Origin of the sequence: Bradyrhizobium ivorense, from assembly GCF_900696085.1 — a bacterium.
GTDB lineage: Bacteria > Pseudomonadota > Alphaproteobacteria > Rhizobiales > Xanthobacteraceae > Bradyrhizobium > Bradyrhizobium ivorense.
In genome coordinates this window covers 241,789-267,279 of the sequence record NZ_CAADFC020000008.1, presented here as the reverse complement: position 1 = coordinate 267,279, position 25,491 = coordinate 241,789, and the positions used below count along the sequence as shown (strand labels likewise).

The 25,491-nt window shown below is 64.8% G+C and carries 24 protein-coding genes and 1 tRNA gene; 10 read left to right on the top strand and 15 right to left on the bottom strand.

Annotated elements, in window-relative coordinates:
- The first annotated feature begins 40 nt into the window (after nt 1-40).
- The 3 genes from CI41S_RS12325 to ychF all read left to right on the top strand — a co-directional run bounded on the left by CI41S_RS12325 (nt 41) and on the right by ychF (nt 2,654).
- Nucleotides 41-766, top strand: coding sequence for a 50S ribosomal protein L25/general stress protein Ctc (locus CI41S_RS12325; protein WP_139480905.1), 726 nt, complete (start codon nt 41-43; stop codon nt 764-766).
- 55 nt (nt 767-821) lie between these two features.
- A complete protein-coding gene (pth, locus tag CI41S_RS12320) occupies nt 822-1,433 on the top strand; it encodes an aminoacyl-tRNA hydrolase (RefSeq protein ID WP_139859215.1) in 612 nt (203 codons plus the stop codon).
- Nucleotides 1,434-1,556: 123 nt separating this feature from the next.
- Nucleotides 1,557-2,654, top strand: a complete 1,098-nt coding sequence (ychF, locus tag CI41S_RS12315) for a redox-regulated ATPase YchF (protein ID WP_139859213.1) — start codon at nt 1,557-1,559, stop codon at nt 2,652-2,654.
- Between the two features lie 204 nt (nt 2,655-2,858).
- Here the strand turns inward: ychF and CI41S_RS12310 are convergent, their stop codons facing one another.
- Entirely contained in the window at nt 2,859-3,134 is a 276-nt protein-coding gene (locus CI41S_RS12310) for a metal-sensitive transcriptional regulator (RefSeq protein WP_139859315.1), read from the bottom strand.
- 66 nt (nt 3,135-3,200) lie between these two features.
- Here CI41S_RS12310 and CI41S_RS12305 point away from each other — a divergent pair, with 66 nt between their 5' ends.
- Nucleotides 3,201-5,651, top strand: a complete 2,451-nt coding sequence (locus CI41S_RS12305) for a heavy metal translocating P-type ATPase (protein ID WP_139859211.1) — start codon at nt 3,201-3,203, stop codon at nt 5,649-5,651.
- Nucleotides 5,652-5,907: 256 nt separating this feature from the next.
- Here CI41S_RS12305 and CI41S_RS12300 read toward each other — a convergent pair whose 3' ends face one another.
- The 3 genes from CI41S_RS12300 to trxB all read right to left on the bottom strand — a co-directional run bounded on the left by CI41S_RS12300 (nt 5,908) and on the right by trxB (nt 9,243).
- Nucleotides 5,908-6,822, bottom strand: a complete 915-nt coding sequence (locus CI41S_RS12300; protein WP_139859209.1) for a 4-hydroxy-tetrahydrodipicolinate synthase family protein — start codon at nt 6,820-6,822, stop codon at nt 5,908-5,910.
- Between the two features lie 530 nt (nt 6,823-7,352).
- Nucleotides 7,353-8,273 carry a LysR family transcriptional regulator gene (locus tag CI41S_RS12295; RefSeq protein ID WP_172626690.1) on the bottom strand — a complete coding sequence of 307 codons (921 nt, stop codon included), beginning with the start codon at nt 8,271-8,273 and terminating at the stop codon, nt 7,353-7,355.
- Nucleotides 8,274-8,277: 4 nt separating this feature from the next.
- Entirely contained in the window at nt 8,278-9,243 is a 966-nt protein-coding gene (trxB, locus tag CI41S_RS12290) for a thioredoxin-disulfide reductase (protein WP_139480897.1), read from the bottom strand.
- 299 nt (nt 9,244-9,542) lie between these two features.
- On the opposite strand from trxB, the gene CI41S_RS12285 reads away from it, so the two are divergent.
- Nucleotides 9,543-10,022, top strand: a complete 480-nt coding sequence (locus CI41S_RS12285) for an Lrp/AsnC family transcriptional regulator (RefSeq protein ID WP_139480895.1) — start codon at nt 9,543-9,545, stop codon at nt 10,020-10,022.
- A gap of 6 nt (nt 10,023-10,028) precedes the next feature.
- Here CI41S_RS12285 and CI41S_RS12280 read toward each other — a convergent pair whose 3' ends face one another.
- The 7 genes from CI41S_RS12280 to CI41S_RS12250 all read right to left on the bottom strand — a co-directional run bounded on the left by CI41S_RS12280 (nt 10,029) and on the right by CI41S_RS12250 (nt 17,091).
- Nucleotides 10,029-10,493 (bottom strand): DoxX family protein, encoded by a 465-nt coding sequence (locus CI41S_RS12280; protein WP_371814941.1) that lies wholly within the window; start codon nt 10,491-10,493, stop codon nt 10,029-10,031.
- A gap of 231 nt (nt 10,494-10,724) precedes the next feature.
- Complete coding sequence (locus CI41S_RS12275) at nt 10,725-11,129, bottom strand: DoxX family protein (protein ID WP_139859310.1); 405 nt, start codon at nt 11,127-11,129, stop codon at nt 10,725-10,727.
- A gap of 102 nt (nt 11,130-11,231) precedes the next feature.
- Nucleotides 11,232-11,636, bottom strand: a complete 405-nt coding sequence (locus CI41S_RS12270) for a DoxX family protein (RefSeq protein WP_139859207.1) — start codon at nt 11,634-11,636, stop codon at nt 11,232-11,234.
- Nucleotides 11,637-11,799: 163 nt separating this feature from the next.
- Entirely contained in the window at nt 11,800-12,273 is a 474-nt protein-coding gene (gene greA / locus CI41S_RS12265; RefSeq protein ID WP_139480892.1) for a transcription elongation factor GreA, read from the bottom strand.
- Between the two features lie 194 nt (nt 12,274-12,467).
- Nucleotides 12,468-15,932 carry a carbamoyl-phosphate synthase large subunit gene (carB, locus tag CI41S_RS12260; RefSeq protein WP_139859205.1) on the bottom strand — a complete coding sequence of 1,155 codons (3,465 nt, stop codon included), beginning with the start codon at nt 15,930-15,932 and terminating at the stop codon, nt 12,468-12,470.
- Nucleotides 15,933-16,248: 316 nt separating this feature from the next.
- Nucleotides 16,249-16,324 (bottom strand) — tRNA-OTHER (locus CI41S_RS12255).
- Nucleotides 16,325-16,401: 77 nt separating this feature from the next.
- Nucleotides 16,402-17,091 (bottom strand): class I SAM-dependent methyltransferase, encoded by a 690-nt coding sequence (locus tag CI41S_RS12250; protein ID WP_139859203.1) that lies wholly within the window; start codon nt 17,089-17,091, stop codon nt 16,402-16,404.
- Between the two features lie 126 nt (nt 17,092-17,217).
- Here CI41S_RS12250 and CI41S_RS12245 point away from each other — a divergent pair, with 126 nt between their 5' ends.
- Nucleotides 17,218-17,751, top strand: a complete 534-nt coding sequence (locus tag CI41S_RS12245; RefSeq protein WP_139859202.1) for a Dps family protein — start codon at nt 17,218-17,220, stop codon at nt 17,749-17,751.
- 350 nt (nt 17,752-18,101) lie between these two features.
- On the opposite strand, the gene CI41S_RS12240 is transcribed toward CI41S_RS12245, so the two are convergent.
- The 4 genes from CI41S_RS12240 to carA form a co-directional block, all read right to left on the bottom strand.
- The gene (locus CI41S_RS12240; RefSeq protein WP_139859200.1) at nt 18,102-18,653 is read right to left on the bottom strand and encodes a cupin domain-containing protein; all 552 of its coding nucleotides are present in this window, start codon (nt 18,651-18,653) and stop codon (nt 18,102-18,104) included.
- 68 nt (nt 18,654-18,721) lie between these two features.
- Nucleotides 18,722-19,825, bottom strand: coding sequence for a mandelate racemase/muconate lactonizing enzyme family protein (locus CI41S_RS12235; protein ID WP_139859198.1), 1,104 nt, complete (start codon nt 19,823-19,825; stop codon nt 18,722-18,724).
- Nucleotides 19,826-19,950: 125 nt separating this feature from the next.
- The gene (locus tag CI41S_RS12230; RefSeq protein ID WP_139859196.1) at nt 19,951-20,445 is read right to left on the bottom strand and encodes a PaaI family thioesterase; all 495 of its coding nucleotides are present in this window, start codon (nt 20,443-20,445) and stop codon (nt 19,951-19,953) included.
- Between the two features lie 105 nt (nt 20,446-20,550).
- Entirely contained in the window at nt 20,551-21,744 is a 1,194-nt protein-coding gene (gene carA, locus CI41S_RS12225; RefSeq protein WP_139859194.1) for a glutamine-hydrolyzing carbamoyl-phosphate synthase small subunit, read from the bottom strand.
- Between the two features lie 159 nt (nt 21,745-21,903).
- On the opposite strand from carA, the gene CI41S_RS12220 reads away from it, so the two are divergent.
- The 4 genes from CI41S_RS12220 to CI41S_RS12205 all read left to right on the top strand — a co-directional run bounded on the left by CI41S_RS12220 (nt 21,904) and on the right by CI41S_RS12205 (nt 25,448).
- Entirely contained in the window at nt 21,904-22,605 is a 702-nt protein-coding gene (locus tag CI41S_RS12220; protein WP_139859192.1) for an alpha/beta fold hydrolase, read from the top strand.
- Between the two features lie 57 nt (nt 22,606-22,662).
- On the top strand, nt 22,663-23,118 hold the full coding sequence (locus tag CI41S_RS12215; RefSeq protein ID WP_139859190.1) for a GatB/YqeY domain-containing protein: 456 nt from the start codon (nt 22,663-22,665) through the stop codon (nt 23,116-23,118).
- A 216-nt stretch (nt 23,119-23,334) separates the two neighbouring features.
- Nucleotides 23,335-24,945: an acyl-CoA synthetase gene (locus tag CI41S_RS12210; RefSeq protein WP_139859187.1), complete on the top strand. Its 1,611-nt coding sequence runs from the start codon at nt 23,335-23,337 to the stop codon at nt 24,943-24,945.
- Nucleotides 24,946-24,977: 32 nt separating this feature from the next.
- Nucleotides 24,978-25,448 (top strand): MarR family winged helix-turn-helix transcriptional regulator, encoded by a 471-nt coding sequence (locus CI41S_RS12205; RefSeq protein WP_139480996.1) that lies wholly within the window; start codon nt 24,978-24,980, stop codon nt 25,446-25,448.
- The last annotated feature ends 43 nt before the right edge of the window (nt 25,449-25,491 follow it).

The window sequence follows — 25,491 nt, the reverse complement described above, 5'->3', positions numbered from 1 at the left end:
TTTGCGGCCTTTAACTTTTCAAATACAAGGACTTAACGCTATGGCGACCGTCAAGGAATTGAAGGCGACCGCGCGTCCGAAGAGCGGCAAGGGGGCCGCCCGGGCAGAGCGTCGCGCCGGGAGAGTTCCCGGAGTGATCTACGGCAACAACCAGCCCCCGGTGACCATCTCGGTCGACGACCGCGAACTGCGCCAGCGCATCCTGGCCGGCCGGTTCCTGACCACGATTTATGAGATCGATCTCGAGGGCAAGAAGCACCGCGTGATTCCGCGCGACTTCCACCTCGATCCGGTGAAGGATTTCCCGCTCCACGTCGACTTCATGCGGCTCGGCGAAGGCGCGACCATCCGCGTCAGCGTTCCGCTGCACGTCGTCGGCGCTGAAACCGCGCCCGGCATCAAGCGCGGCGGCACCGTCAACATCGTCACCCACGCGCTCGACCTCGAGTGCTCGGTCGACAACATCCCGCAATACATCGAGGCCAATGTCGGCAGCCTCGAGATCAGCCACTCGCTGCATCTCTCCGACGTCAAGCTGCCTGCGGGTGTGAAGTCGCTGGCCCGTGAGGACGCCACGCTGGTCACCATCGTGCCGCCGTCCGGCTACGCCGAAGAGCAGAAGGCCGCGGCTGCGGCGGCTGCTGGCGGCGCGGCTGCGCCGGCCGCGGGTGCTGCGGCTCCGGCTGCTGCGGCGGCCCCGGCTGCGGGTGCTGCGGCTCCGGCCGCGGCGGCCAAGGCGCCTGCCGGCGGCGACAAGAAGAAGTAAGGGGGCAGGTCGGCGCGCGATCGCTTGATCACGCGCCGGCATGGGATGCCGCGCCATGCGCCTCTTTGTCGGTCTCGGTAATCCCGGCGCCAGATACGCCAGCAACCGCCACAATATCGGGTTTCTGGCGGTTGACGAGATTGCGCGGCGTCATGGTTTCGCACCATGGCGCCGTCGCTTTCAGGGCGAGACCTCCGAAGGCGTGCTCGACCACGAGAAGGTCGTGCTGCTGAAGCCAACCACCTACATGAACGAGTCAGGCCGCGCGGTGCAGGAGGCGGCGAACTTCTTCAAGCTCGCACCCGCCGACATCACCGTGTTCCAGGACGAGCTCGAACTGCCGCCGGGCAAGGTGCGCGTCAAGATCGGCGGCGGCATCGCCGGCCACAACGGGCTGCGCTCGATCTCGGCGCATATCGGCAACGAGTATCGCAGGGTGAGGCTCGGGATCGGTCATCCCGGCGTCAAGGAGCTCGTGCACAGCCACGTGCTGTCGGACTTCGCCAAGAGCGACCGGGCGTGGGTGGAGGCCCTGTGCGAGGCCGTCGCCGACAATGCCGCCCTGCTGGCGAAAGGGCACAACGCCTCGTTCGCCAACAAGGTGCATCTGACGATGCAGGCCAAGGGATTTTTCGACAAGGGTGAGAACGGCGGAGAGCCCGCCTGATCCGCTTGTCGTCATGCCCGGCCTTGTGCCGGGCATCCACGTCTTTTGCGCGACATGCAGCGCAAGACGTGGATGGCCGGGACAAGCCCGGCCATGACGAGCCAAAACAATGTTGAGGAAGACATGGGATTCAAATGCGGAATCGTTGGGCTGCCTAACGTCGGCAAGTCGACGCTGTTCAATGCGCTGACCGAGACGGCGGCGGCGCAGGCGGCGAACTATCCGTTCTGCACCATCGAGCCGAATGTCGGCGAGGTGGCGGTGCCCGATCCGCGGCTGGAGAAGCTCGCTGCGGTCGCGAAGTCGGGGCAGATCATCCCGACCCGGCTGACCTTCGTCGATATCGCGGGCCTGGTCCGTGGCGCCTCGCAGGGCGAAGGCCTCGGCAACCAGTTCCTCGCCAACATCCGCGAGACCGACGCCATCGCGCACGTGGTGCGCTGCTTCGAGGACTCTGACATCACCCATGTCGAAGGCAAGATCGCGCCGATCGCCGACATCGAGACCATCGAGACCGAGCTGATGCTCGCCGACCTCGACAGCCTGGAAAAGCGCGTCGACAATCTCACCAAGAAGGCCAAGGGCAACGACAAGGAAGCCAAGGAGCAGCTCGATCTGGTCAACCGCGCGCTGGTGCTGCTGCGCGACGGCAAGCCGGCCCGCGCTCTGGAGCGCAAGCCGGAGGAGGAGCGCGCATTCCGCATGCTCGGGCTGTTGACTTCGAAGCCCGTGCTGTATGTCTGCAATGTCGAGGAGGCCTCCGCCAAGGACGGCAATAACTTCTCGAACGCCGTGTTCGAGCGCGCCAAGCAGGAGGGCGCGGTCGCGGTGGTGATTTCGGCCAAGATCGAATCAGAGATCGCGACGCTGTCGCGTGCGGAGCGCGCCGACTTCCTGGAGACGCTGGGTCTCGAAGAGGCCGGGCTCGATCGCCTGATCCGCGCCGGCTACCAGCTGCTCGACCTCATCACCTATTTCACCGTCGGCCCGAAGGAAGCCCGCGCCTGGACCATCGACCGCGGTACCAAGGCGCCTGCCGCCGCCGGCGTGATCCACACCGATTTCGAGAAGGGCTTTATTCGCGCCGAGACCATCGCCTATGACGACTACATCGCCGGCAACGGCGAAGCCGGCGCGCGCGATGCCGGCAAGCTGCGGCTCGAAGGCAAGGACTACGTCGTCGCCGACGGCGACGTGATGCATTTCCGGTTCAATACGTGATCGCGATCACGGCCGCACCTTCTTCCCTTCTCCCCTTGTGGGAGAAGGTGGCGCGAAGCGCCGGATGAGGGTATGCCTCCGCGGACTCAGGACGTGGGAGTATGCGGAGAGATACCCCCTCACCCGGATCGCATCTGCGATGCGATCCGACCTCTCCCACAAGGGGAGAGGTGAACTTCCGCCGCTGCTTTCACCTTCTCGCCTTCACCGGTCCGCCCGGCCGATCACGTCCATCAGCTCGGTGATCTTGCGCCGCTGGTCGGCCTTGTCGCCGGAGGCGATCGCGTGCTCGACGCAATGCGCGACATGGTCGCGCAGCACCTCTTCCTCGACGCGGCGCAGCGCCGCGCGCGCCGCGGCGATCTGCGTCACCACGTCGATGCAGTAGCGGTCGTCCTCGACCATGCCGGCCAATCCGCGGATCTGACCTTCGATCCGTTTGAGCCGTTTTAAACAGGATGCCTTGATCTCTTCCCTCATAAGGCTCATATACCCCCCTAGGGTATCTAAATCAAGAGGCCGGGATACCGGCCGGGAAGAGTTGCCGTGGCACACGCAGAGCACGACCATTCGCACGGGCATCATCATGATCACGGCGCCGCGCACGCCTGTTGCGGCGGCAAGCATGATGATAGTGCCGCGCCCGCTGAGGCGGCGTTCGCGATCGATCCGGTCTGCGGCATGAAGATCAATCCGGCGACCGCGAAGCACCGCTTCAGCTACAAGGGCGAGGAGTATCTGTTCTGCAGCGGCCGCTGCCGCGAGCGCTTTGAGGCCGAGCCGGAAAAATTCCTGAAGCCTCGCGAGGCGGAGCCGCCGGCGCCTGCCGGCACCATCTACACCTGCCCGATGCATCCGGAGGTGCGCCAGGTCGGTCCCGGCAGCTGCCCGATCTGCGGCATGGCGCTGGAGCCCGAGCAGGTCTCGCTCGATGACGGCCCCGATCCCGAACTGATCGACATGACGCGGCGGTTCTGGATCAGCCTCGCGCTCACGCTGCCGGTGTTCGTGCTCGAGATGGGCAGCCATCTCGGGCTGATGCATCTGGTGCCGCAGAGCTGGTCGAACTGGATCTCGCTGGTGCTGGCGACGCCGGTGGTGCTGTGGGCCGGCGCGCCGTTCTTCGTGCGCGGTTGGCAGTCGCTAGGGCTTGATCCCGAAAAGTGGCTTTCCGGTTTTCGGACCAGATCAAGCCCCACTGAAAAGCGCACGCGCAATCTCAACATGTTCACGCTGATCGCGATGGGCACCGGCGTCGCCTATGTCTACAGCGTCGTCGCCACGCTGGCGCCAGATCTGTTCCCGCCGACCTTCCGCGACATGCATGGCGCGGTCGCGGTGTACTTCGAGGCGGCCGCCGTCATCACCGTGCTGGTGCTGCTCGGCCAGGTGCTGGAGCTGCGCGCCCGCGCGCAAACCTCCGGTGCGATCCGCGCGCTGCTCGGCCTCGCGCCGAAGACGGCACGACGGATCACCGAGCACGGCGACGAGGACATCGCGATCGACGCGATCAAGGTCGGCGATCGCCTGCGTGTGCGTCCCGGCGAGAAGGTCCCGGTCGACGGCGTCGTGATCGAGGGCAGCGCCGTGATCGACGAATCCATGGTCACGGGTGAATCGATGCCGGTCACCAAAGCTGTCGGGCAGAATGTGATCGGCGGCACGGTGAACCAGAGCGGCGGCCTCGTGATGCGCGCCGACAAGATCGGCCGCGACACCATGCTGGCGCGGATCGTCGACATGGTGGCCAAGGCGCAGCGCTCGCGGGCGCCGATCCAGCGCCTCGCCGACCGCGTCGCCGGCTGGTTCGTGCCGGCGGTGATCGCCGCGGCCGTCGCTGCGTTCGCCGCCTGGGCGATGTTCGGCCCTGAGCCGCGCCTGACCTTCGCGCTGGTCGCCGCCGTGACCGTGCTGATCATCGCCTGCCCGTGTGCGCTGGGACTGGCGACGCCGATGTCGATCATGGTCGGTGTCGGCCGCGGCGCGCATTCCGGCATTTTGATCCGCGACGCGCAGGCGCTGGAGCGGATGGAGGCGATCGACACGCTGGTGATCGACAAGACCGGCACGCTGACCGAGGGCAAGCCGAAGGTCGTGCGCATCATCCCTGCCGAGGGCTTTGATGAAGACGGTTTGCTGCGTCTGGCCGCCAGCGTCGAGCAGGGCAGCGAGCATCCGCTGGCGCAGGCCATCCTCGCGGCGGCAAAGCAGCGCACGCTTGCGGTTGCCGCCGTCAGCGATTTTGCCTCGCCCTCCGGCAAGGGTGCGACCGGTACGGTCGACGGCAAGCAAGTTGCGCTGGGCAACGCAGTGCTGATGGGCGAATTGAAGATCGCAACGTCGGCGCTGGACGAGGCCGCCGAGGCCGCGCGCCGCGACGGTGCGACCGCGATCTACGTCGCGGCCGATGGCCGGATTGCGGGCGTGATCGCGATCGCCGATCCCGTAAAGCCGTCGGCGGCGAGCGCGCTGCAGGCGCTGCGCGCCGAGGGCCTCCGCGTCGTGATGCTGACCGGCGACAACGAGACCACCGCGCGCGCGGTGGCGCGCACGCTCGGGATCGACGAGGTCGAGGCCGGCGTGCTGCCGGAGCGCAAGAGCGAGGTGGTGCAGCGGCTGCGCGGCGAGGGCCGCACCGTCGCGATGGCCGGCGACGGCGTCAATGACGCGCCGGCGCTGGCAGCCGCCGACGTCGGCATCGCCATGGGCGGCGGCACCGACGTTGCGATCGAGAGCGCCGGCATCACGCTGTTGACCGGCGACCTCACTGGCCTCGTGCGCGCGCGAAAACTGTCGGTCGCGACCATGCGCAACATCCGCCAGAACCTCGCCTTCGCCTTCGTCTACAACGCCGCCGGCGTGCCGATCGCGGCCGGCGTGCTGTATCCGCCGTTCGGCATTCTGCTCTCGCCGATGCTCGGCGCCGCCGCGATGGCGCTGTCCTCGGTCAGCGTCATCGGCAATGCGCTGCGACTGGGAAGGGCGAAGCTGGATTAGAGCTCTCCCTTGCCTCTCCCGCCTGCGGGGAGAGGCCGGATCGCATCGCAAGATGCGATCCGGGTGAGGGGGACTCTCCACGAACTCATCTCTCACCGTGATTGCGGATGCAGCCCCTCACCCCAACCCTCTCCCCGTAAAGAACGGGGAGAGGGAGAAGGAAGTGCGTAGCCCGGATGTAGCGCAGCGAAATCCGGGGCCGCTCTTTCCGCATCGCGATCCCGGATTGCGCTTCGCTGCATCCGGGCTACGAAGTTCACGCCGGCTGCAGCACCGTGGCCCTCCGCTCGATCTCCGCATCGAGCCAGGTCGCGAGATCCTCGCTGACCTCGATCATCGGCAGCCGCACTTCGGGGCTGTCGATCAGGCCCTGCCGCCACAGCCAGTGCTTGGCCGGCGCCGGGCTCGGCTCGGCGAACAACAGCCGCGTCAGGCCGGCGACGCTGCGCCATGCGGCTTGCGCGGCATCGCGATTGCCCTGGTGCAGCAGCGTGCGGATCGCGGCGAAGGTCTTGGTCTCCAGATGCGCCGACAACAGGATCGCGCCGTCGGCGCCGTCGGAGAGCGCATCGAAGGTCTGCGCGTCCTCGCCGGTTAGCACGCGGAAGCCGGCGGGCCGCCGCGCGAGAAAGTCGATCGACTGCGCGCGGTCGGCGCAGCAATCCTTCATGCCGACGATGTTTTGATGCGCGGCGAGCGCCAGCAGCGTCTCGTTGGTCAGGTTCACCGCCGTGCGATACGGGATGTTGTAGAGCACGATCGGCGCAGCGGCGTGATCGGCAAGCGCATTGAAGTGCTGCAGCAGGCCGCGCTGCGAGGGCCGCGTGTAATAGGGGCTCGCGATCAGATAGCCGCTGATCGGCCAGTCGCAGGTATCGTCCAGCGTCTCCTTCATGCGGGCGGTGCTGGGGCCTGACAGTCCGAGGCAGATCGGCAATTGGCGGGAGTTGGCAGTAAGCTCGGCGAGCACCACGCTCACCAGCCCTTCCAGTTCGCCCATGCTGAGCGACATGCCTTCACCGGAGGTTGCACCGAGGATCAGGCCGTCGATCGGCCCGCCGGCGTAGTGCCGCACCAGGCGGCGCAGCGAGGCGACGTCGAGTTCGCCGTCGCGAAACGGCGTGATCAAGGGCAGCCAAAGGCCCTGCAATTGCTGATGTAGTTCGGTCATGTTCCATCTCCTTGGGCAGACAAGCCGGAGACGGGACCAACAAAAAACCCCGTCCAGGCGGCGGGGTTTCGGGATCGGTCAAATGCGAAGATGATCTTATCGCGCGCGATCTCGTGTCCCCGTGAGGGGAGCTTTTTTCGACGAGAGAACGGCGCACGAAGTCGTGATCATTCGTTAATCATGCTGCGCCGCGTGGTTGTTGTCAATGCGCGCGCTGACCGCGGCGTGCAGCGCATTCGACGTGATATCTGGATAAAAAAAAGCCGGGCTCGAACGAGCCCGGCTTAAGGTATTGGCCACGTGAGGCCGACACAATCACCTTCCAAGAGGGATTACTGAACACCCGCGCCACTGGAGGAGGGGGACATATGCGCGACGCGAACGCTCAGCGTGTAGGCACTATGATCCCCATCGGTGCCATGCAGCAACCATCCAGGTCGCATGTCAGACATGCGGAGACTTGGGGGGCGCTCGCGGCCTCGTGAGGTCGCGCAATTTGTGTATAGCCAATGCCTATAAGCGCCGCTTAATCAGGACGGCCAGCGCTGCGCCTTGCTGACGACGAAGTCGCGAAACACCTGCACGCGCGCCACCGTCTTCAGCTCCTCCGGATAGACGAAGTAGGTGTCGAGCGCGATCGAGTCGGACTCGCCGAACAGCTGCACGAGGTTGTTCTGCTCGACCAGATAGTCGGGCAGCGCGGCGATGCCGAGGCCCTGCTGGCAAGCGCGCACCAATCCCAAAATGTTGTTCACCTTGAAATAGGGTTCGCGCGGACCGGAGCCGTTGCGGCCGGCGTCGATCAGCCAGCTGCGGTTCTGCAGATGCGGCGGCACCTGCGCGTCGCCGAGCATGATGATGCGATGCGAGTCGAGATCGTCGAGCGTGCGCGGCGTGCCGAAGCGCTTGATGTATTCCGGCGAGCAATAGGCGTGGAAGCCGATCGAGAACAGCTTGCGCTGGATCAGGTCGGGCTGGGTCGGCTTGCGGGTGCGGATCGCAACGTCGGCCTCGCGCATCGAGAGATCGAGATCCTCGTCGGTGACGATCAGCGAGATCCTTATGTCGGGATAGAGCGCGGTGAATTCGTCGAGCCGCGGGATCAGCCAGTTGATGCCGAGCGCCGGCGGCGTCGTGATCTTGAGGTCGCCGCTCGGCCGTTCGCGGCTGTCGGTGAGCTTGGCGCGCGCCGCCTGCAGCTGCATGAACACGTCATGCGCGGTGCGGAACAGCAGGTCGCCCTGCTCGGTGAGGATCAGGCCGCGGGCGTGGCGGTGAAACAGCGAGACCGAGAGCTCCTGCTCCAGCGCGCTGACCTGGCGGGAGACCGCCGATTGCGAAAGCCCAAGCTGCTCTCCGGCATGCGTGAAGCTGCCCGCTTCCGCCGCTGCGTGAAAGACCTTCAGCTTGTCCCAGTCCATATCCGTAAATCCGTCGCGAGATCGTGCCATGGGTTTATTCCGCCGCTGCGCGATCGCTCGCGCGTAAAGCCAGGAAGCGTTCCGCCTCGAGCGCTGCCATGCAGCCGAGGCCGGCGGCGGTCACCGCCTGCCGATAGGTTTCGTCCGCGACGTCGCCGGCGGCGAACAGGCCGGGCACCGAGGTCGCGGTGGAGTTCGGCGCCACTTCGACATAGCCCGACGGTTTCAGCTTGATCTGGCCTTTGACGAGCTCCGTCGCCGGCGCATGGCCGATCGCGACGAACACGCCGTCGGTCTTGAGCTCGGTCAGCGTGCCGCTCTTGACGTTCCTCAGCCGCACATGGGTGACCTTGTTCGGGTTCTCCGTGCCGCAGATTTCATCGACCACGGAGTCCCAGACCACCTTGATCTTGGGGTGCTTGAACAGCCGCTCCTGCAGAATGCGCTCGGCGCGGAAATGACCGCGGCGATGCACGATGGTGACCTGCGAGGCGTGGTTGGTGAGGTACAGCGCCTCCTCGACCGCGGTGTTGCCGCCGCCGACCACCACCACTTCCTTGTTGCGGTAGAAGAAGCCGTCGCAGGTCGCGCAGGCCGACACGCCGCCGCCCTGGAATTTCGCTTCGGACGGTATCCCGAGCCAGCGCGCCTGGGCGCCGGTGGCGAGCACCACGGTCTCGGCGAGATAGACGTCGCCGCTGTCGCAGGTCAGGCGAAACGGCCGCTGGCCGAGCTCCAGCTTGGTGACCAGGTCGGTCACGATCTTGGTGCCGACATGGGCCGCCTGCTTCTCCATCTGCTCCATCAGCCAGGGGCCCTGGATCACGTCGGCGAAGCCCGGATAGTTCTCGACGTCGGTGGTGATGGTGAGCTGGCCGCCCGCCTGGATGCCCTGGATCAGGACCGGCTCGAGCATCGCGCGCGCCGCGTAGATCGCTGCGGTGTACCCGGCGGGGCCGGAACCGATGATTACGATCTTGGCATGGATAGGCGCGGGCATTTTGCGATCCCTCTGTGTTGGGGACTTTGATGAGGACTTGTGCGGGAAGCGCCCCGGAAACGCGTCGCGGGCGGCGCCAAAAGTGTCAAATCCAAGTCTAGGATATCTGGATAGCTATGCAAGATTTGCAATCCATCTCAGCGATTTTTCCCCGGAACTGAAGGTCACAATCGCGAAATCGTGCGCTGCACGCGCAATAAAATTGCGCAACGCGCGCCGCCTGCGCTATGAGAGTTGCGGACGGACTTGCCAAGTCCTGTAAATCAAGTCCTGCAAACTTTCTAGGGAACTGTAGTCGCGTGTCGAAGAGCCTTGACGAGATCGACCTTAAAATCCTGGCCGAAATCCAGGCCGATGGCCGAATCACCAACGTGGAACTGGCCAAACGGGTCGGCATCTCGCCGCCACCCTGCCTGCGCAGGGTCAGGGCGCTGGAGGAGGAAGGCTACATCCAGGGCTACCGCGGCCTGCTCGATCCGCGCCGGCTCGGCTTCGACGTCACGGTGTTTGCCGCGGTGCATCTATCGAGCCAGGCCGACGCCGATCTCCGCGCCTTCGAAAACTTCGTGCGCGCCGAGCCCCTGGTGCGGGAATGCTGGATGCTGTCGGGCGAGGTCGATTTCATCCTCAAATGCGTCGCCCCCGACATGGCGACCTTCCAGGATTTTGTCACCCACCTGACCGCCGCGCCGCATGTGCGCAACGTGCGGACCTCGCTGGTGCTGCACAATTCGAAATACGAGGCCGCGGTGCCGCTGGATCTGAAGGCGGCGGGCTGACGCGCGCTATTCAGCAGCGGCCTGCCTGACGCGCCGCTGCTCCTCATCACGCGAGTAGCGCAACTTGCCAATCGCAGCATCGACGCTGACCGGTCCGCCGCCGGCGACCGACAGATAGAGACAGGCGAAGCAGAACAGGATCGCTGCGGTTCCGCCATTGACGAGCGGCAGAAACACCGGCTCTCCGGTCTTGAACATGTGGCCGAGGAAATAGGCGAAGGCCATTTCGCCCGCCAGGATGAACGCCGAAATCCGGGTGAGCAGACCTATCATCAACAATGCGCCGAGCACGAGTTCGAGCGCGCCGGCGGTGACAATCAATGGAGGCGGATTGGCGAAATAGGCGAGCGCCGGAAACTTGAAGACTTTTGCGATGCCATACTGGAACAGAAGCAGACCCGTAATGCACCTGAACAGGCTCAATATGAAGGGCCGATAGGTTACGGGAAGAGGATCCAGGTTCATGTTCATCGTGCTCTCCACCACCGACCATCCCCGCGGTCAACGACAGCGGCGATGTTTGGTTCAACGATCAGCAGATCGCAGAGGCGCGACACGCTAACGAGTTCGTGAGCGTTGAAAATAGATCCGTATCGTCAAGCATTGGAACCTGGCCCGACGGTGGTTGTGGTGCGCCTCGCGGGACGGATGGATCGGCCGGAAATTCCGAGGCGCCTGCGTGACCCGCTACACGGTGTCGCGCTACAGCCTCCGCTTCCATCGCAGCAGGGCGTCGAGGCTGAGCGGCCCGCCGCCGGCCGAGGCCAGATAGAGGCAGGCAAAGCAGAAAATGATGGGAAGGCTTCCCTCGTTACGCAACGGAAAGAAGCTCACTGGCGCGTGCTCAATAAAATAGGCGAATGCCATTTCACCGGAGAGGATGAAGGCGACGCTCCGGGTCAACAGGCCCAGCATCAGCATTCCGCCGAGCACCAGCTCGAACATGCCTGCGACCCCCCACAGCGAGAACGGCGTCACCTCGGCGAACATCTCGACATGCGGAAACTTGAACAGCTTGGCGACACCGAACTGGAAGAGCAGCAGCCCGGTGATGAAGCGGAGAACGCTCAGCAAATAGGGCCGAGCGGTTGCGCCAAGGCGATCCATGTCCATGTTGCCCTCCGAATGATAATGCGCGCCGATGCCGGCGCGCATTATGGAGAACGTAGCGACGCTGTCACGCCCCCGCGTGCGATTCCTTCCGGAGCGCTATGCGGTCTTGCTTTCGCGGATCGCATCCAAGCTCAATGGGCCCGGGCCGGCGAACACGAAATAGAGGAAGACAAAGCAGTAGACCGCGGCGAGCTCACCGCCGTTCAGGATCGGATAGAAGCTCTTGCCCGCGTGCGCCATGAAATAGGCAACCGCGGTGAAGCCCGAAAGAATGAAGGCCACCGGTCGCGTGAACAGGCCGACGAGAAACAGGGCGCCGCCGATAAGCTCGATCAATCCGCCGATGCCCGCCAGCGAGCCGATATCGACATTGGCGAACATCGGAACGGTCGGAAAATGGAGAACCTTTGCAGTGCCGTGCTGGAGCAGGCTGAGGCCGACGTAGATACGAAGGATGCTGAGAAGGCTGGGCGAATACCGCCCGATCAGAACGCTGTTCATGCTGCTGGTGTCCCCAGATGGTTATGCAATATAATCAATTCCGTGGGACGAACCAATTAACAAGTTAATCAGATTTGCCAACTCACAATCGTGTCAGCGCGGGCTTGCGCACAAAAAAGCCGCGGCGATCCGCGGCTTTTCTGCACCAGTCACATCGAGGTAACTACCGCCACTCGACCTTGGTGATCTCGTAGGCCTTGGCGCCGCCCGGCGCCATCACTTCCACGGTGGCGCCCTTGGCTTTTCCGATCAGCGCGCGCGCAAGCGGCGAGGTGATGGAGATGCGTCCCTTCTTGGCGTCGGCCTCGACCTCGCCGACGATCTGCCACACCGCTTTCTTCTCGGTGTCCTCGTCGATCAGCGTGACGGTGGCGCCGAACTTGATGGTGTCGCCGGAGAGCTTCGAGATGTCGATGACGTCGGCGCGCGCGAGCTTGTCCTCGAGCTCGGCGATGCGGCCCTCGTTGTGCGACTGCTCTTCCTTCGCGGCGTGATACTCGGCATTTTCCGAAAGGTCGCCGTGCGAGCGCGCCTCCGCGATGTGTTCGATGATGCGCGGACGATCCACCGATTGGCGATGCTTCAACTCGTCAGTCAGCGCGGCGTATCCACCGGCAGTCATCGGAACCTTATCCATCATCTTCGGTCCTTCATCGCGCACGCCGCCGGCGTGCACGAGTATTTGGTTCGGTTTACGCAGGATCAGGGCACAAGCGTGCCCGGAGCCCAGTGATTTTCGGCCCCGCTAAGGGCCGTGACAACATCTAAGCGCGCGGTGAGTTCCAGCCATTCGGCTAATTGACCGCTTCGGGCCTTCAGCCCGGGAAGCGGTCAGCTCTCGGAAAAGTAACTCTGAAGCGTGCGGACCTCAAGGTCCCCGTCCCGATAGGCCCGGATCCCCTGCGCGGCCGCCACCGCGCCGGAAAGAGTGGTGTAATACGGCACTTTATGCAAGAGGGCAGCCCGCCGCAGCGAACGGCTGTCGGCCAGCGCCTGCGGACCTTCGGTGGTATTGAAGACCAGCTGGACGTCGCCATTGGTGATGGCGTCGACGATATGCGGCCGTCCTTCGAGCACCTTGTTCACCTTCTCGGTCGGCACGCCGTTGTCGCTGAGGTAGCGCTGGGTGCCTGACGTCGCCATCACCTTGAAGCCGAGCGAGTGCAGCAGCCGCACCGCATCCGCGATGCGGATCTTGTCGTCGCCGCGCACCGAGACGAACACCGTGCCACGGCGCGGCACCCGCGTGCCGCCGCCGAGCTGGCTCTTCGCGAACGCGACTTCGAACGAGCGGTCGATGCCCATCACCTCGCCGGTCGAGCGCATCTCCGGTCCGAGCACGGTGTCGACGCCGGGGAAGCGCGCGAACGGGAAGACCGATTCCTTGACGCCGACATGGCCGAGCTGCTTCTTCTGCAGCTTGAAATCGGCGAGCTTCTCACCGGCCATGATCCTGGCCGCGATCTTGGCGACCGGCGTGCCGACCACCTTGGCGACGAACGGCACCGTGCGCGAGGCGCGCGGGTTGACCTCGAGCACGTAGATCTCGCCGTCCTTGATCGCGTATTGCACGTTCATCAGGCCGACCACGTCGAGGCCGAGCGCAAGCTCACGCGTCTGCCGCTCCAGCTCCTCGATGGTGCTGGCGTCGAGCGAATGCGGCGGCAGCGAGCACGCGCTATCGCCGGAGTGGATGCCGGCTTCCTCGATGTGCTCCATGATGCCGACGATGAAGGTGTCCTTGCCGTCGGACAGACAGTCGACGTCGACCTCGGTGGCGTCGGACAGATAGCGGTCGAACAGCAGCGGGTTCTTGCCGAGCACGGTGTTGATCTGCCCGGTCTTGTCGTTCGGATAGCGTGCCTTGATGTCGGCCGGCACCAGCTCGGGCAGCGTGCCCAAGAGGTAATCGTTGAGCTGGTTCTCCTCGCGGATGATCTGCATCGCGCGGCCGCCGAGCACGTAGGACGGGCGCACCACCAGCGGCAGGCCGAGATCGGCCGACACCAGGCGGGCCTGCTCGACCGAATAGGCGATGCCGTTCTTCGGCTGCTTGAGGCGCAGCTTGTCGAGCACGCGCTTGAAGCGGTCGCGGTCTTCCGCAAGGTCGATCGCATCGGGCGAGGTGCCGAGGATCGGCACCTCCGCGGCTTCCAGCGCGCGCGCCAGCTTCAGCGGGGTCTGGCCGCCGAACTGCACGATTACGCCGTGCAGCGTGCCGTTCTTGCGCTCGGTCGCGATGATCTCCAGCACGTCCTCGGCGGTGAGCGGCTCGAAGTACAGCCGATCGGCGGTGTCGTAGTCGGTCGACACCGTCTCCGGATTGCAGTTGATCATGATGGTCTCATAGCCGGCGTCGTCGAGTGCGAAGCAGGCATGGCAGCAGCAATAATCGAACTCGATGCCCTGGCCGATGCGGTTCGGTCCGCCGCCGAGGATGATCACCTTCTTGCGGTCCGACGGCGCGCTTTCATCGGCGAGCTCGCCCGCGAACGGGCGCTCATAGGTCGAGTACATGTAGGCGGTCGGCGAGGCGAATTCCGCCGCGCAGGTGTCGATGCGCTTGAACACCGGGCGCACGCCGAGCGCGTGACGCCTGGCGGCGACGTCGGCTTCGGTGGTCTCCGTGAGCACGGCGAGCCGCGCGTCGGAGAAGCCCATGGCCTTCAGCGTCCGCATGCCGAACCCGTTCGGCGGCAGGCCGTTGCTGCGGACCTTGTCCTCCATCTCGACGATGGCGCGCATCTCGGCGAGGAACCAGGGGTCGATCTTGCAGGAGTTGAAGATTTCCTCGTTGGTCCAGCCGAGCCGCATCGCTTGCGCGACCTGCAGGATGCGGTTCGGCGTCGGCGTGCCCAGTGCGGCGCGGATCGCGTTCTTGTCGTCGCCGCGGCCGAGGCCTTCAATATCGATCTCGTCGAGACCGGTCAGCCCGGTCTCGAGCCCGCGCAGCGCCTTCTGCAGGCTTTCCTGGAAGGTGCGGCCGATCGCCATCACTTCGCCGACCGACTTCATCGATGTGGTCAGCGTCGAGGACGCGCCGGGGAATTTCTCGAACGCAAAGCGCGGAATTTTGGTGACGACGTAGTCGATGGTCGGCTCGAACGAGGCCGGGGTGGCGCCGCCGGTGATGTCGTTGGCGATTTCGTCGAGCGTGTAGCCGACGGCGAGCTTGGCCGCGACCTTGGCGATCGGGAAGCCGGTGGCTTTCGACGCCAGCGCCGAGGAGCGCGACACGCGCGGATTCATCTCGATCACGACCATGCGGCCGTCGACCGGATTGATGCCGAACTGGACGTTGGAGCCGCCGGTCTCGACCCCGATCTCGCGCAGCACCGCAATCGATGCGTCGCGCATGATCTGGTATTCCTTGTCGGTCAGGGTCAGGGCCGGCGCGATGGTGATGGAATCGCCGGTATGCACGCCCATCGGATCGAGATTCTCGATCGAGCAGATGATGATGCAATTGTCCTTCTTGTCGCGCACCACCTCCATCTCGTACTCTTTCCAGCCGAGCACGCTTTCCTCGATCAGCACCTCGTTGGTCGGCGAGGCGTCGAGCCCGCGCTCGATGATGTCGAGGAACTCTTCCTTGTTGTAGGCAATGCCGCCGCCGGTGCCGCCCATGGTGAAGGAGGGCCGGATGATCGCGGGCAGGCCGATCTCGGACAGCGCCATCAGAGCCTCGCCGAACGCGTGCTCCTGATAGCGCTTGCGGCGCTCGTTCTCGCCGAGCGTCCACTGCCGCTCGAGTTCTTCTAGCGCCTCGCCGGACAGCTTCTCCCGCTCGGCAAGGTACTTGTCGCGGTAGGACTTCTTCAGCGCCGAGGCGTTGGCGAGTCGCGATTTCGGCGTCTCCAGCCCGATCTTGGTCATCGCCTCGCGGAAGAGCTGGCGGTCCTCGGCCTTGTCGATCGCGTCTGCGGTGGCGCCGATCATCTCGACGTCGAACTTGTCGAGTGTGCCCTGGCGGCGCAGCGACAGCGCGCAATTCAGCGCGGTCTGGCCGCCCATGGTCGGCAGCAGCGCAAAGCCGCCCGGAATGACGTTGCGCTCTTTCTCGATGATCTTGCCGACGATCTCGGGCGTGATCGGCTCGATGTAGGTGGCGTCCGCCAACTCCGGATCGGTCATGATCGTGGCCGGATTGGAATTGACCAGGACGACCCGGTAGCCCTCTTCCTTCAGAGCCTTCACCGCCTGCGTGCCGGAATAGTCGAATTCGCAGGCCTGGCCGATCACGATGGGACCGGCGCCGATGATCAGGATGGTGGAGATGTCGGTTCTTTTGGGCATCAGCTCTCGCGGACTGGAATTTAGGCACAAAAAAAGGGCGCGCTGGTCGCGCGTCCCTCGGGGCCATGCGCTACGCTTGTAGCGCCGGAAGCGCGATCCCTCGCGCGCGGGTGGTCTTTAGACCAGTTTCCGCACCCGCGAAACCCCCAAAAGTGCCGAATCGACAGCGTTTCTGGGGGAAATTCCGCATTGGGCGAGTGAGGGACTGGGGGCTGGGGAGGGCTTGCCGAGGCCCGGCTTCGCCCTTTGGGCTACGCCGCGGCAGCCTTCGCTACGAGAGGGCTTGCCGAGCCGAAGCTGCGCGAGCAGCGAAGGCTGGAGGCCCGGCCTGGATTTGAACCAGGATACTCAGTGTTGCACCACTGCCGCGTCGACGCTTCCGCCACCGGGCCGAGCGGATCATTGCTGATTATTTCCGCACCGGCCATCTATCATTTTGATTAACGTTAACCTGTGTTGCAACCTCTGATCAGTGGTGCGCGACGAAGGTCATTCGCCACGGATTGTGCCCGATGTTGCGCGGCGCGAGCGTGGCGCTGAAGCCGGCCGCGCCGAGCTTTGCGATCATCTCGTCCTTGCCGTAGCGCTGCAGGCCGACCTTGTTGCGCAGCTGCCGGTAGTCGGACAGGGCGGTCGAGATCAGTCCGATCAGCGCATCGCGCAGGAAGCCGTGACGCGCCGCGAAGCCGAGCAGCGCCAGCACGTCCCTGATCATGCCGACCTCGGGGCGCAGGATGTCGCCGAGCACGAAGCGGCCCGACGGCTTCAGCAGGCGGTGGATCACGTCGAACGCGTTGTCCAGTTCCTGCGGCGTCATGTATTGCGCCACCGAATTCATCACGACGAGGTCGATCGAGTCAGGCTCCATCTGCTTCAGCTCGTCGAGCGAGCGCACGCGGATCTTGGTGTTGGGCGCAAAGCGCGCGACCAGCCGGCCGCGCACGCCGGGCGCGGGCTCGGCGAGATAGAGCCGTGCGCAGGCATCGGCGACCTTGGCGGCCGACAGCGCCTCGCCGCAGGCATAGTCCAGCACCACGGCATCGGGCGAGGCGATGTAGCCGATGATGTCGCGCGCGATGACTTCAAAATGCAGGTCGCGGTGCAGCCGGCTTGCATAGATCGTATGCGTGGAATCGTAATAGTCGATCCATTCATCCATCGCGTTAGGTATCCGGTAGAACAGGGGTTCCTGAGCGCAGGAACCGGTGATTGGGGTGATGCGTTAGCGGTCCGGCAGCCAGCATTCAATGCGCCGATAGTCCGGTTCCTAACAGGAAGGTTCACCGTGAGCAAAGCCAACAACAAATCCGGCAAGATTTCCTCTGATCTCGACACGCCGAGCGATCTGCCGCAGGCCGCGGTGGACACGGTTTCGGCCTCGCTCAACACGCTTCTGGCCGACGCTTTCGCGCTCTACCTCAAGACCAAGAATTTCCACTGGCACGTCAGCGGCCGGCATTTCCATGATTACCATCTGTTGCTGGACGAGCAGTCGGACGCGATCTTCGCCACCACCGACCAGCTCGCGGAGCGGGTGCGCAAGCTCGGCGGCGCCACGCTGAAGTCGATCGGCGATATCGCCAGGCACCAGACCATCAAGGACAATGACGAGGACTACGTCCCGCCGCGCGAGATGCTGCGCGAACTGATGGAAGACAACAAGCACATGGCCGCCGCGATGCGCAAGGCGCACAAGGTCGCCGACGATCACGAGGATTCCGGCACCGCGGGTCTTTTGGAAACCTTCATCGACGAGACCGAGCGCCGCACCTGGTTCCTGTTCGAGGCCAGCCGCCAGGAAGGCAGCAACGCGGCGTAGAATTCACCCTCTCCCCTTGTGGGAGAGGGTGGCGCCGAAGGCGCCGGGTGAGGGGTATGTCTCCGCGGATAGAAACCCCTCATCCGTCGCGGACTGCGTCCGCGCCACCTTCTCCCACAAGGGGAGAAGGGAAGATCGTCAATCCGCGGAAATGCCGTTCCCGGATTGCGTTGCGCTCCATCCGGGCTACGAATTTATACAACTTCGGAATATTGGAATATTACCCCTGACTTGCCCGACGTGTCAAGTCGCCTTCTCGAGCCGCGGTAGCCGGCGGCAGCCGCCGGCTACTTTGCATGGGGTTGTTTTCGCCATTATTGGAGTCCGGCCCCTGGGATAGCCCTGTGTGCTCACGGGCTGCGGCTTTCGCCGGGCCGACGGACTTGCTTCCACAGCCGCACCAGCGGGCCGTCCTTGCCCATCACCGGATCGGTCGCGGGGATTGCGACCAGCGGAATCGTCTTCAGCGCCCTCGCGTGGTTCTCCGGCGTCGGCCGCTGCAGATCCATCGGCGGCCCCGGCGGATAGGCGCCGACAACGGAAAAATCGTCGCTCGCCGACAGGCATTGATGCCCGGTGCCGGCGGGAAGGATCGCGACGTCGCCGGCCGCGATCTGAAGCGCCCGACCGTGCGCGCCGCCGAACTGCACGCGGGCACTGCCGCGGGCGACGCCGAGCACCTCATGCACGGTGGCGTGATAATGCGCATAGTCGTAGACGCCGTTGCGCCACATCGCACCCCAGCCATGGCTGCCGAACAACCGCTCGATCGTGGCTTCGGGATCTTTGCCGACGTCGACCGCGCCCTTGTAGACCAGGAACGGCATCGGATTGTTCGGCACCAGGCCGTCGTCCTGAAACACGATGGTCAGGGGATTGCTATCGGCACGGACGACGGACATGGCAGCTCTCCGGCGTTTGAACGAACTGATCTTCGCACAGACCAAATCGTCTGTCCGAAGGCCGGTTCCTACTGGATCCTGAACTTCAGCACCTCGTCCTTGAATCTTAGCCCATGCCCCGGCCGCTCCGGCGCCGTGATCATGCCGCCCCTGATCGCGGGCGGATCGACCCAGAGATCGTCGATCAGCGCCATGTTCTCGCACCAGATGCCGTTCGGGATCGAGGCCAGGAGGTGCACGTTCAGCTCGGGAAACAGATGCGGTGCGATGGTGACGCCCCAGGTGTCGGCAAGCGCCGCGATCTTGCGCAGGTCGGTCATGCCGCCGCGCATCGGGTCGGGCTGCAGGATCGGCAGGCAGGGATTGAGGAAGAACGGCCGCAGATCGTAACGCGTGAAATGGGTCTCGCCGCCGACCACGCGCATGTCGAGCGCGGCGGCGATGCGCTGGTAGCCGGCGAAGTCATCGGCCGGTACCGGCTCCTCGAGCCAGTAGATGTCGTATTTTTCGAACTTGCGCCCCATCTCGATGGCGAGATCGGCGCTCCAGCCCATGTTGACGTCGATCATGATGTCGATGTCGGGACCGAGCGCCTCGCGCATGCGGCGCACATTGTCGAGGTCCTGCGCGGGGGTGTGGACATGCGCGACCTGCATCTTGATCGCCTTGTAGCCTTGTTTGACGAAATGCAGCGCCTTCTCGATCATGCCGTCGCCGCCGGCGCCGCGGAAGCAGCCGGAGCCGTAAACCGGGATTTGCGAGCGATAGTGCCCCCACAGCCGGTGCAGCGGCAGGCCGGCGCGCTTGCCGACCGCGTCCCACAGCGCGATGTCGAGCGCCGACATCGCCATCGCGGCGATGCCGCCGCGGCCATAGGTCATCGTCGCGGTCCAGAGGTCGCGCCAGATCGCTTCGATGGCGGTGGCGTCCTTGCCCTTGACGCGTGGGATGATGCATTCGTCGAGGCAGGCGGCAATCGACTTCATCGCCGGACGGAACACGAACAGATATCCCATGCCGGTGATGCCGCCCGCCGTCTCGACGTCGCAAATCAGGATGTCGCGGGTGTCGCCGAGCGCTGCGCCCTTCAGCCAGGGATCATCCGCCCAGGGCAGCCGCAGCATCGTCACGCTGATGTCACGGATGGTCATGTCCGGATTGGCTGAAGTCATCGCGCGTCTCCCTGTCACTGCCGGGTCATGTTGGCCTGATCTCGGACAGCGAAAGTCAACCACACAACGCCGGCGCTGATCCAGCGCACGGCGTCATGCCTCCAATGCGCGCGGACGTGATGGTCTCAGGTTTTCGGCAGTTCGAACACCAGGCAGGTCGTGGTCGCGTGCGCCACCAGCTTGCCCTTGGCGTCAGTGATGCGGGCCTCGGCGGTTGCGACGCGGCGGCCGGCGTTGAGCACCTTGCCCTCGGTGCGGATGGTGCCGGTGTCCTTGCTCATGCCGCGGACGAACGAGATCTTGAACTCCAGCGTGGTGTAGCCAAAGCCCTGCGGCAGCGTGCTCTGCACCGCAAGCCCCATCGCGGAATCCAAGAGGATCGCGGCATAGCCGCCATGAACCGAGCCGATCGGGTTGTAGTGGCGCAGGCTAGGTACGCTGTGGATCACCACATGGCCGGTTTCGGCGCTGCAGTCGAACGGCTCGACATTCTCCATGATCGGCGGCTCCGGCAGCGTGCGGGCAAAGATGCCGCGCACGAAGTCGAGCCCAGACATCGAGGCCATCACCGCCAGCGAGGCGACGCCGTATTCGACCTTCGGGGCGGAGCTGTCGGTCATCTGCAAAGGTCTCTGTCATTGCGAGCGGAGCGAAGCAATCCATCTCTCCGCATTTGCGGAACGATGGTTTGCTTCGTCGTTTCGCTCGTCGCAATGACGAGGGAGCTACGCCGCGCTCTTCTTCTGCCGCATCAGGTCGGCAAAACGCTGGAACAGATAGTGCGAGTCGCGCGGGCCGGGGGAGGCTTCGGGGTGGTACTGCACCGAGAACACCGGCCGGCCCTCGAGCGCGATGCCGCAATTGGAGCCGTCGAACAGCGAGACGTGGGTCTGCGTCGCGCCGGAAGGTAGCGTCGCCTGGTCGACCGCAAAGCCGTGGTTCATCGAGGTGATCTCGACCTTGCCGGTGGTCTCGTCCTTGACCGGATGATTGGCGCCGTGATGGCCCTGATGCATCTTCATGGTTTTGGCGCCGACGGCGAGGCCGAGCATCTGGTGGCCGAGGCAGATGCCGAAGGTCGGTGTGCCGGAATCGATCACCTGCTGGATCACCGGCACGGCATATTTGCCGGTCGCGGCCGGATCGCCGGGGCCGTTCGACAGGAAGACGCCGTCCGGCTTCATCGCCAGGATGTCCTCGGCCGAGGTGGTTGCCGGCACCACGGTCACCTTGGCGCCGACGCCGGCGAGCAGGCGCAGGATGTTGCGCTTGATGCCGTAGTCGATCGCGACCACGTTGAATTCCGGCGCGGTCTGCTGCCCAAAACCCTTGCCCCACACCCAGGGCGTCTCGTCCCAGGTGAAGCGCTGGCCGGAGGTCACCATCGGCACCAGGTCCATGCCCTCGAGGCCGGGCCATTCGCGCGCCTCTTCCTTCAGCCCGTGCAGGTCGAACGCGCCGCTCTTGGCATGCGCGATCACCGCGTTGGGCATGCCCTTGGAGCGGATCAGCGCCGTCAGCGCGCGGGTGTCGATGCCGGACAGGCCGATGATGCCGCGGGCCCGCAGCCACTGGTCGAGATGGCGGGTGGCGCGGTAGTTCGAGGGATCCGTGATCGCCGAACGCAGGATCACGCCGCGCGCGCCCGGCGTCGCGGCCATGTTCACCGTCTCGATGTCGTCCTCGTTGGTGCCGACATTGCCGATATGCGGGAAGGTGAAGGTGATGATCTGGCCGGCATAGGACGGATCGGTCAGGATCTCCTCATAGCCGGTCATCGCAGTGTTGAAGCAGACCTCGCCGACGGCGTGGCCTTCGGCGCCGAGGCCGAAGCCTTCCAGCACGGTGCCATCGGCGAGCACAAGGAGCGCGGTCGGTTTGTGGTCCGGCCAGGCGGGAGCATTTTCGGATGTTGTCATGAGCGCTTTAAATAGCCGCCGCACCCTGTGGCGTCAAAGCGAAAGGGCGCGGATTCACACGGCAATGCCGGCCGATTTGACAGGCCGGATCGGCCTTTTAATCTAAAGTTCCCTTTGCAGGCGGTTTGCTTGCCGAAAATGACCGGGTCCGGAGCGTCCATGGACAACACAATGCCGATCCTGCTGGTCCCTGGCGTCATCTGCTCGCCGCGGATTTTTGCCCCCGTGATCCCCGCGCTGTGGCGGTTCGGGCCGGTGACGGTCGCCAACCACGTCCGCGACGACAATATGGGGGCGATCGCCCGCCGCATCCTGGCCGAGGCGCCGCCGCGCTTTGCGCTCGCCGGCCACTCGATGGGCGGCTACATCGCCTTCGAGATCATGCGCCAGGCGCCGGACCGGGTCGCCAAACTGGCGCTGATGAGCACCCAGGCGCGGGCCGACACGCCGGAGGCGACGGCGCGCCGCCGCGGCATGATCGAGCGCGCCAAAACCAGCCAGTACCGCAGCGTGGTCGACGAGTTGTATCCGGGCTTCGTGCACCCGTCGCGGCAGAGCGACGCAAGTCTGCGCCAGATCGTCGACGATATGAGCGAGGACGTCGGCGCGGAGGCTTTTGCCCGCCAGCAGACCGCGGTGCTGAGCCGGCCGGATTCGCGGCCGAGCATGGCCTGGATCAAGTGCCCGACCCTGGTGCTGACGTCGGATACCGATAACACCGTGCCGAATGTGCTGTCGGACGAGATGGCCAACGGCATTCCCGGCGCGAAGCTCGTGGTGCTGTCCAATTGCGGTCACCTGCCGCAGTTGGAACAGCCGAAGGCCTGCGCCGACGCGCTGGTTGAATGGTTGCGGAACTAGTTGTTCTCACGCGGCAAACTGCCTACATGAGGGGATTACCGGTTCAAGGACATCAGGATGCTGCGCGACGACATCAATAATGCGGTCAAGGACGCGATGAAGGCGAAGGACGAGCGCAAGCTCTCCACGCTGCGCATGGTCAATTCGACCATCAAGAACGCCGACATCGACGCGCGCGGGCAGGGCAAGCCGCCGCTCTCCGACGCCGATCTGCTCGGCCTGTTGCAGAAGATGATCAAGCAGCGCCAGGAATCCGTCGAGCTCTACGACAAGGGCGGCCGCGCCGAGCTCGCCGCCCAGGAGCGCGAGGAGATCGCAGTGATCTCGGCCTATCTGCCGAAGCAGATGTCCGACGACGAAGTGAAGGCCGCGATCTCGGCCATCGTTGCCGAGACCGGCGCCGCCGGCATCAAGGACATGGGCAAGGTGATCGGGGCGCTCAAGGCCAAATACGCCGGCCAGATGGATTTCGGCAAGGCCAGCGGCCTGGTGAAGGCGGCGCTATCGGCCTGATCTGACTTCGTAGCCCGGATGCAGCGAAGCGCAATCCGGGTAGGTCCATCCGCTTGGTGAGGTCCCCGGATTACGCTTCGCTGCATCCGGGCTATAAGTTTCTTCGTCATGCCCGGGCTTGTCCCGGGCATCCACGTCTTTAGACTGGCGTCCAATCAAGGATGTGGATGGCCGGGTCATGCCCGGCCATGACGAGGGACGGAAGCGACGCGCGCCATGCTCAAGGAAGCCGCTACCTACGACGAGCTCTACCGCAACTTCCGCTGGGAGATTCCGGACCGCTTCAACATCGCGACCGCCTGCTGCGACCGTCATGCCGATGGCACCGGCCGGCTCGCGCTGATCTATGTCGACGAGGACGGCGGCATCACGCGCACCTCGTTCGACGAGGTCGCGGACGCCTCGCGCCGCTTCGCCAATGTGCTTGCGGCCGACGGCATCGTTCGCGGCGACCGCGTCGCGGTGTTCCTGTCGCAATCGCTCGAACTGCCGGTCGCGCATTTTGCAGCCTACCGCGCGGGCATGATCTCGATCCCGCTGTTTGCGCTGTTCGGCGAGGACGCACTCGAATTCCGCCTGTCGAATTCCGCCGCCAAGGCCGTCGTCACCGACGCAGCCGGCTGGGAGAAGCTGGCAAAGATCCGCGATCGCCTGCCCGAGCTGAAGCGCGTCTACATCCTCGGCGAGAAGGTGCCGGCCGGCACGACATCATTCTGGGGTGCGATCCGATCGGCATCGCCCGAGTTTGCGACCGTCGACACCTCGGCCGACGATCCGGCGCTGATCATCTACACCTCGGGCACGACAGGAAATCCCAAGGGCGCGCTGCACGCGCACCGCGTGGTGCTTGGCCATCTGCCCAATGTCGAGATGTGTCACAACTTCCTGCCGCGGCCGGGCGATCTGATGTGGACGCCGGCCGACTGGGCCTGGATCGGCGGCCTGATCAACGGCTTGTTCGCGTTCTGGTATCACGGCATTCCGATGGTCGGACATCGCGCGCGCAAATTCGAGCCGCAGGCGGCGATGCAGATGATGGCCGAGCTCGGCATCCGCAACGTGTTCCTGCCGCCGACCGCGCTCAAATTGATGCGCCAGGCCAATGTGGAAAATCCGGGCGTGAAGCTGCGCAGCATCTTCACCGGCGGCGAGTCGCTCGGCGGTGAATTGTTGGGCTGGGTGCGCGACACTTTCGGCATCGATGCCCATGAGGTGTTCGGCCAGACCGAATGCAATCTGGTGATCGGCAGCAACTCCAACCTGTTTCCGATCCGCCCGGGCGCGATGGGCCGTGCCACGCCGGGCTTCGACGTCCGCATCGTCAACGACAAGGGTGAGGAATTGCCGCGCGGCGAGCGCGGCATCATCGGCGTGCGCCAGCCATGCCCCTGCACCATGATCGAATACTGGCGCAATCCCGACGCGACCGCGAAGAAATATGCCGGGGAATTCCTGCTTACCGGCGATCTCGGCGTGCAGGATGCCGACGGCTATTTCTGGTACGTCAGCCGCGAGGATGACGTCATCACCACGGCCGGCTATCGCGTCGGCCCGTCCGAGATCGAGCACACCTTGATGAAGCATCCGGCGGTCGCGATGTCCGCCGTCGTCGGCATCCCCGATCCGATCCGGACCGAATCGATCAAGGCCTGGATCGTGCTGCGCCCGGGCTACGCGCCGAGCGATACGCTTGCCCGCGAAATTCAGGAGTTCGTCAAGGTGCAGCTCGCCGCCCACGAATACCCGCGCTTCGTGCAGTTCGCCGAGACCTTGCCGATGACGGCGACCGGCAAGGTGCTGCGGCGCGAGCTGCGGGCGTTGGGCTAGATTATCTCCGGCAGGTTCGACACGATACGCACATGCAAAAAACCGCCTCTCAGGCCCCGGGCCTGCACCGCGCCTCGCTCAAAAAACTCCACGACCTCGATGCGGCGCTGGAGCTGATGTATTACGGCTGGCGCGGGATGACGCTAGAGGCGGACCGGTATCTCGCCACGCTCGGCCTGTCGCGCCCGCACCATCGCATTCTCTACGTCGTTGCGCGGCGGCCCGACATCTCGATCGGCGCGCTGATCGAGGTGCTCGGGATTTCCAAGCAAGCCTTGAACCGGCCGCTTGGTCTGTTGCTGGAGCGCAAGCTGCTGGCGTCGAAGCGCTCGCCCGAGCAGCATCGTTCCAAATTGCTGCGCCTGACCGAGGCCGGGCAACGCATCGAACAGCGCGCGTCGGGCTACGAGCGCAAGGTGCTCCGTGAGGCGTTCGATCGCGCCGGCGCACCCGGCGCCGCGGCGTGGATGAAAGTCATGGAAGCCATCGCCGACAACAACTAGTCGTCTCACGTCAACATGGTTGACGTCAGGATTTGACCATGCC

Coding starts and splice junctions, on each gene's coding strand:
- carB (WP_139859205.1), bottom strand. CDS start 15,932: ATGCCCAAAAGAACCGACATCTCCACCATCCTGATCATCGGCGCCGGT.
- CI41S_RS12280 (WP_371814941.1), bottom strand. CDS start 10,493: ATGAACATGAACCTGGATCCTCTTCCCGTAACCTATCGGCCCTTCATA.
- CI41S_RS12210 (WP_139859187.1), top strand. CDS start 23,335: ATGCTCAAGGAAGCCGCTACCTACGACGAGCTCTACCGCAACTTCCGC.
- CI41S_RS12300 (WP_139859209.1), bottom strand. CDS start 6,822: ATGACCGAACTACATCAGCAATTGCAGGGCCTTTGGCTGCCCTTGATC.
- CI41S_RS12235 (WP_139859198.1), bottom strand. CDS start 19,825: ATGACTTCAGCCAATCCGGACATGACCATCCGTGACATCAGCGTGACG.
- CI41S_RS12240 (WP_139859200.1), bottom strand. CDS start 18,653: ATGTCCGTCGTCCGTGCCGATAGCAATCCCCTGACCATCGTGTTTCAG.
- greA (WP_139480892.1), bottom strand. CDS start 12,273: ATGGATAAGGTTCCGATGACTGCCGGTGGATACGCCGCGCTGACTGAC.
- CI41S_RS12325 (WP_139480905.1), top strand. CDS start 41: ATGGCGACCGTCAAGGAATTGAAGGCGACCGCGCGTCCGAAGAGCGGC.
- CI41S_RS12215 (WP_139859190.1), top strand. CDS start 22,663: ATGCTGCGCGACGACATCAATAATGCGGTCAAGGACGCGATGAAGGCG.
- CI41S_RS12250 (WP_139859203.1), bottom strand. CDS start 17,091: ATGGATGAATGGATCGACTATTACGATTCCACGCATACGATCTATGCA.
- ychF (WP_139859213.1), top strand. CDS start 1,557: ATGGGATTCAAATGCGGAATCGTTGGGCTGCCTAACGTCGGCAAGTCG.
- CI41S_RS12220 (WP_139859192.1), top strand. CDS start 21,904: ATGGACAACACAATGCCGATCCTGCTGGTCCCTGGCGTCATCTGCTCG.
- trxB (WP_139480897.1), bottom strand. CDS start 9,243: ATGCCCGCGCCTATCCATGCCAAGATCGTAATCATCGGTTCCGGCCCC.
- CI41S_RS12270 (WP_139859207.1), bottom strand. CDS start 11,636: ATGAACAGCGTTCTGATCGGGCGGTATTCGCCCAGCCTTCTCAGCATC.
- CI41S_RS12310 (WP_139859315.1), bottom strand. CDS start 3,134: ATGAGGGAAGAGATCAAGGCATCCTGTTTAAAACGGCTCAAACGGATC.
- pth (WP_139859215.1), top strand. CDS start 822: ATGCGCCTCTTTGTCGGTCTCGGTAATCCCGGCGCCAGATACGCCAGC.
- CI41S_RS12230 (WP_139859196.1), bottom strand. CDS start 20,445: ATGACCGACAGCTCCGCCCCGAAGGTCGAATACGGCGTCGCCTCGCTG.
- CI41S_RS12275 (WP_139859310.1), bottom strand. CDS start 11,129: ATGGATCGCCTTGGCGCAACCGCTCGGCCCTATTTGCTGAGCGTTCTC.
- carA (WP_139859194.1), bottom strand. CDS start 21,744: ATGACAACATCCGAAAATGCTCCCGCCTGGCCGGACCACAAACCGACC.
- CI41S_RS12205 (WP_139480996.1), top strand. CDS start 24,978: ATGCAAAAAACCGCCTCTCAGGCCCCGGGCCTGCACCGCGCCTCGCTC.
- CI41S_RS12295 (WP_172626690.1), bottom strand. CDS start 8,273: ATGGCACGATCTCGCGACGGATTTACGGATATGGACTGGGACAAGCTG.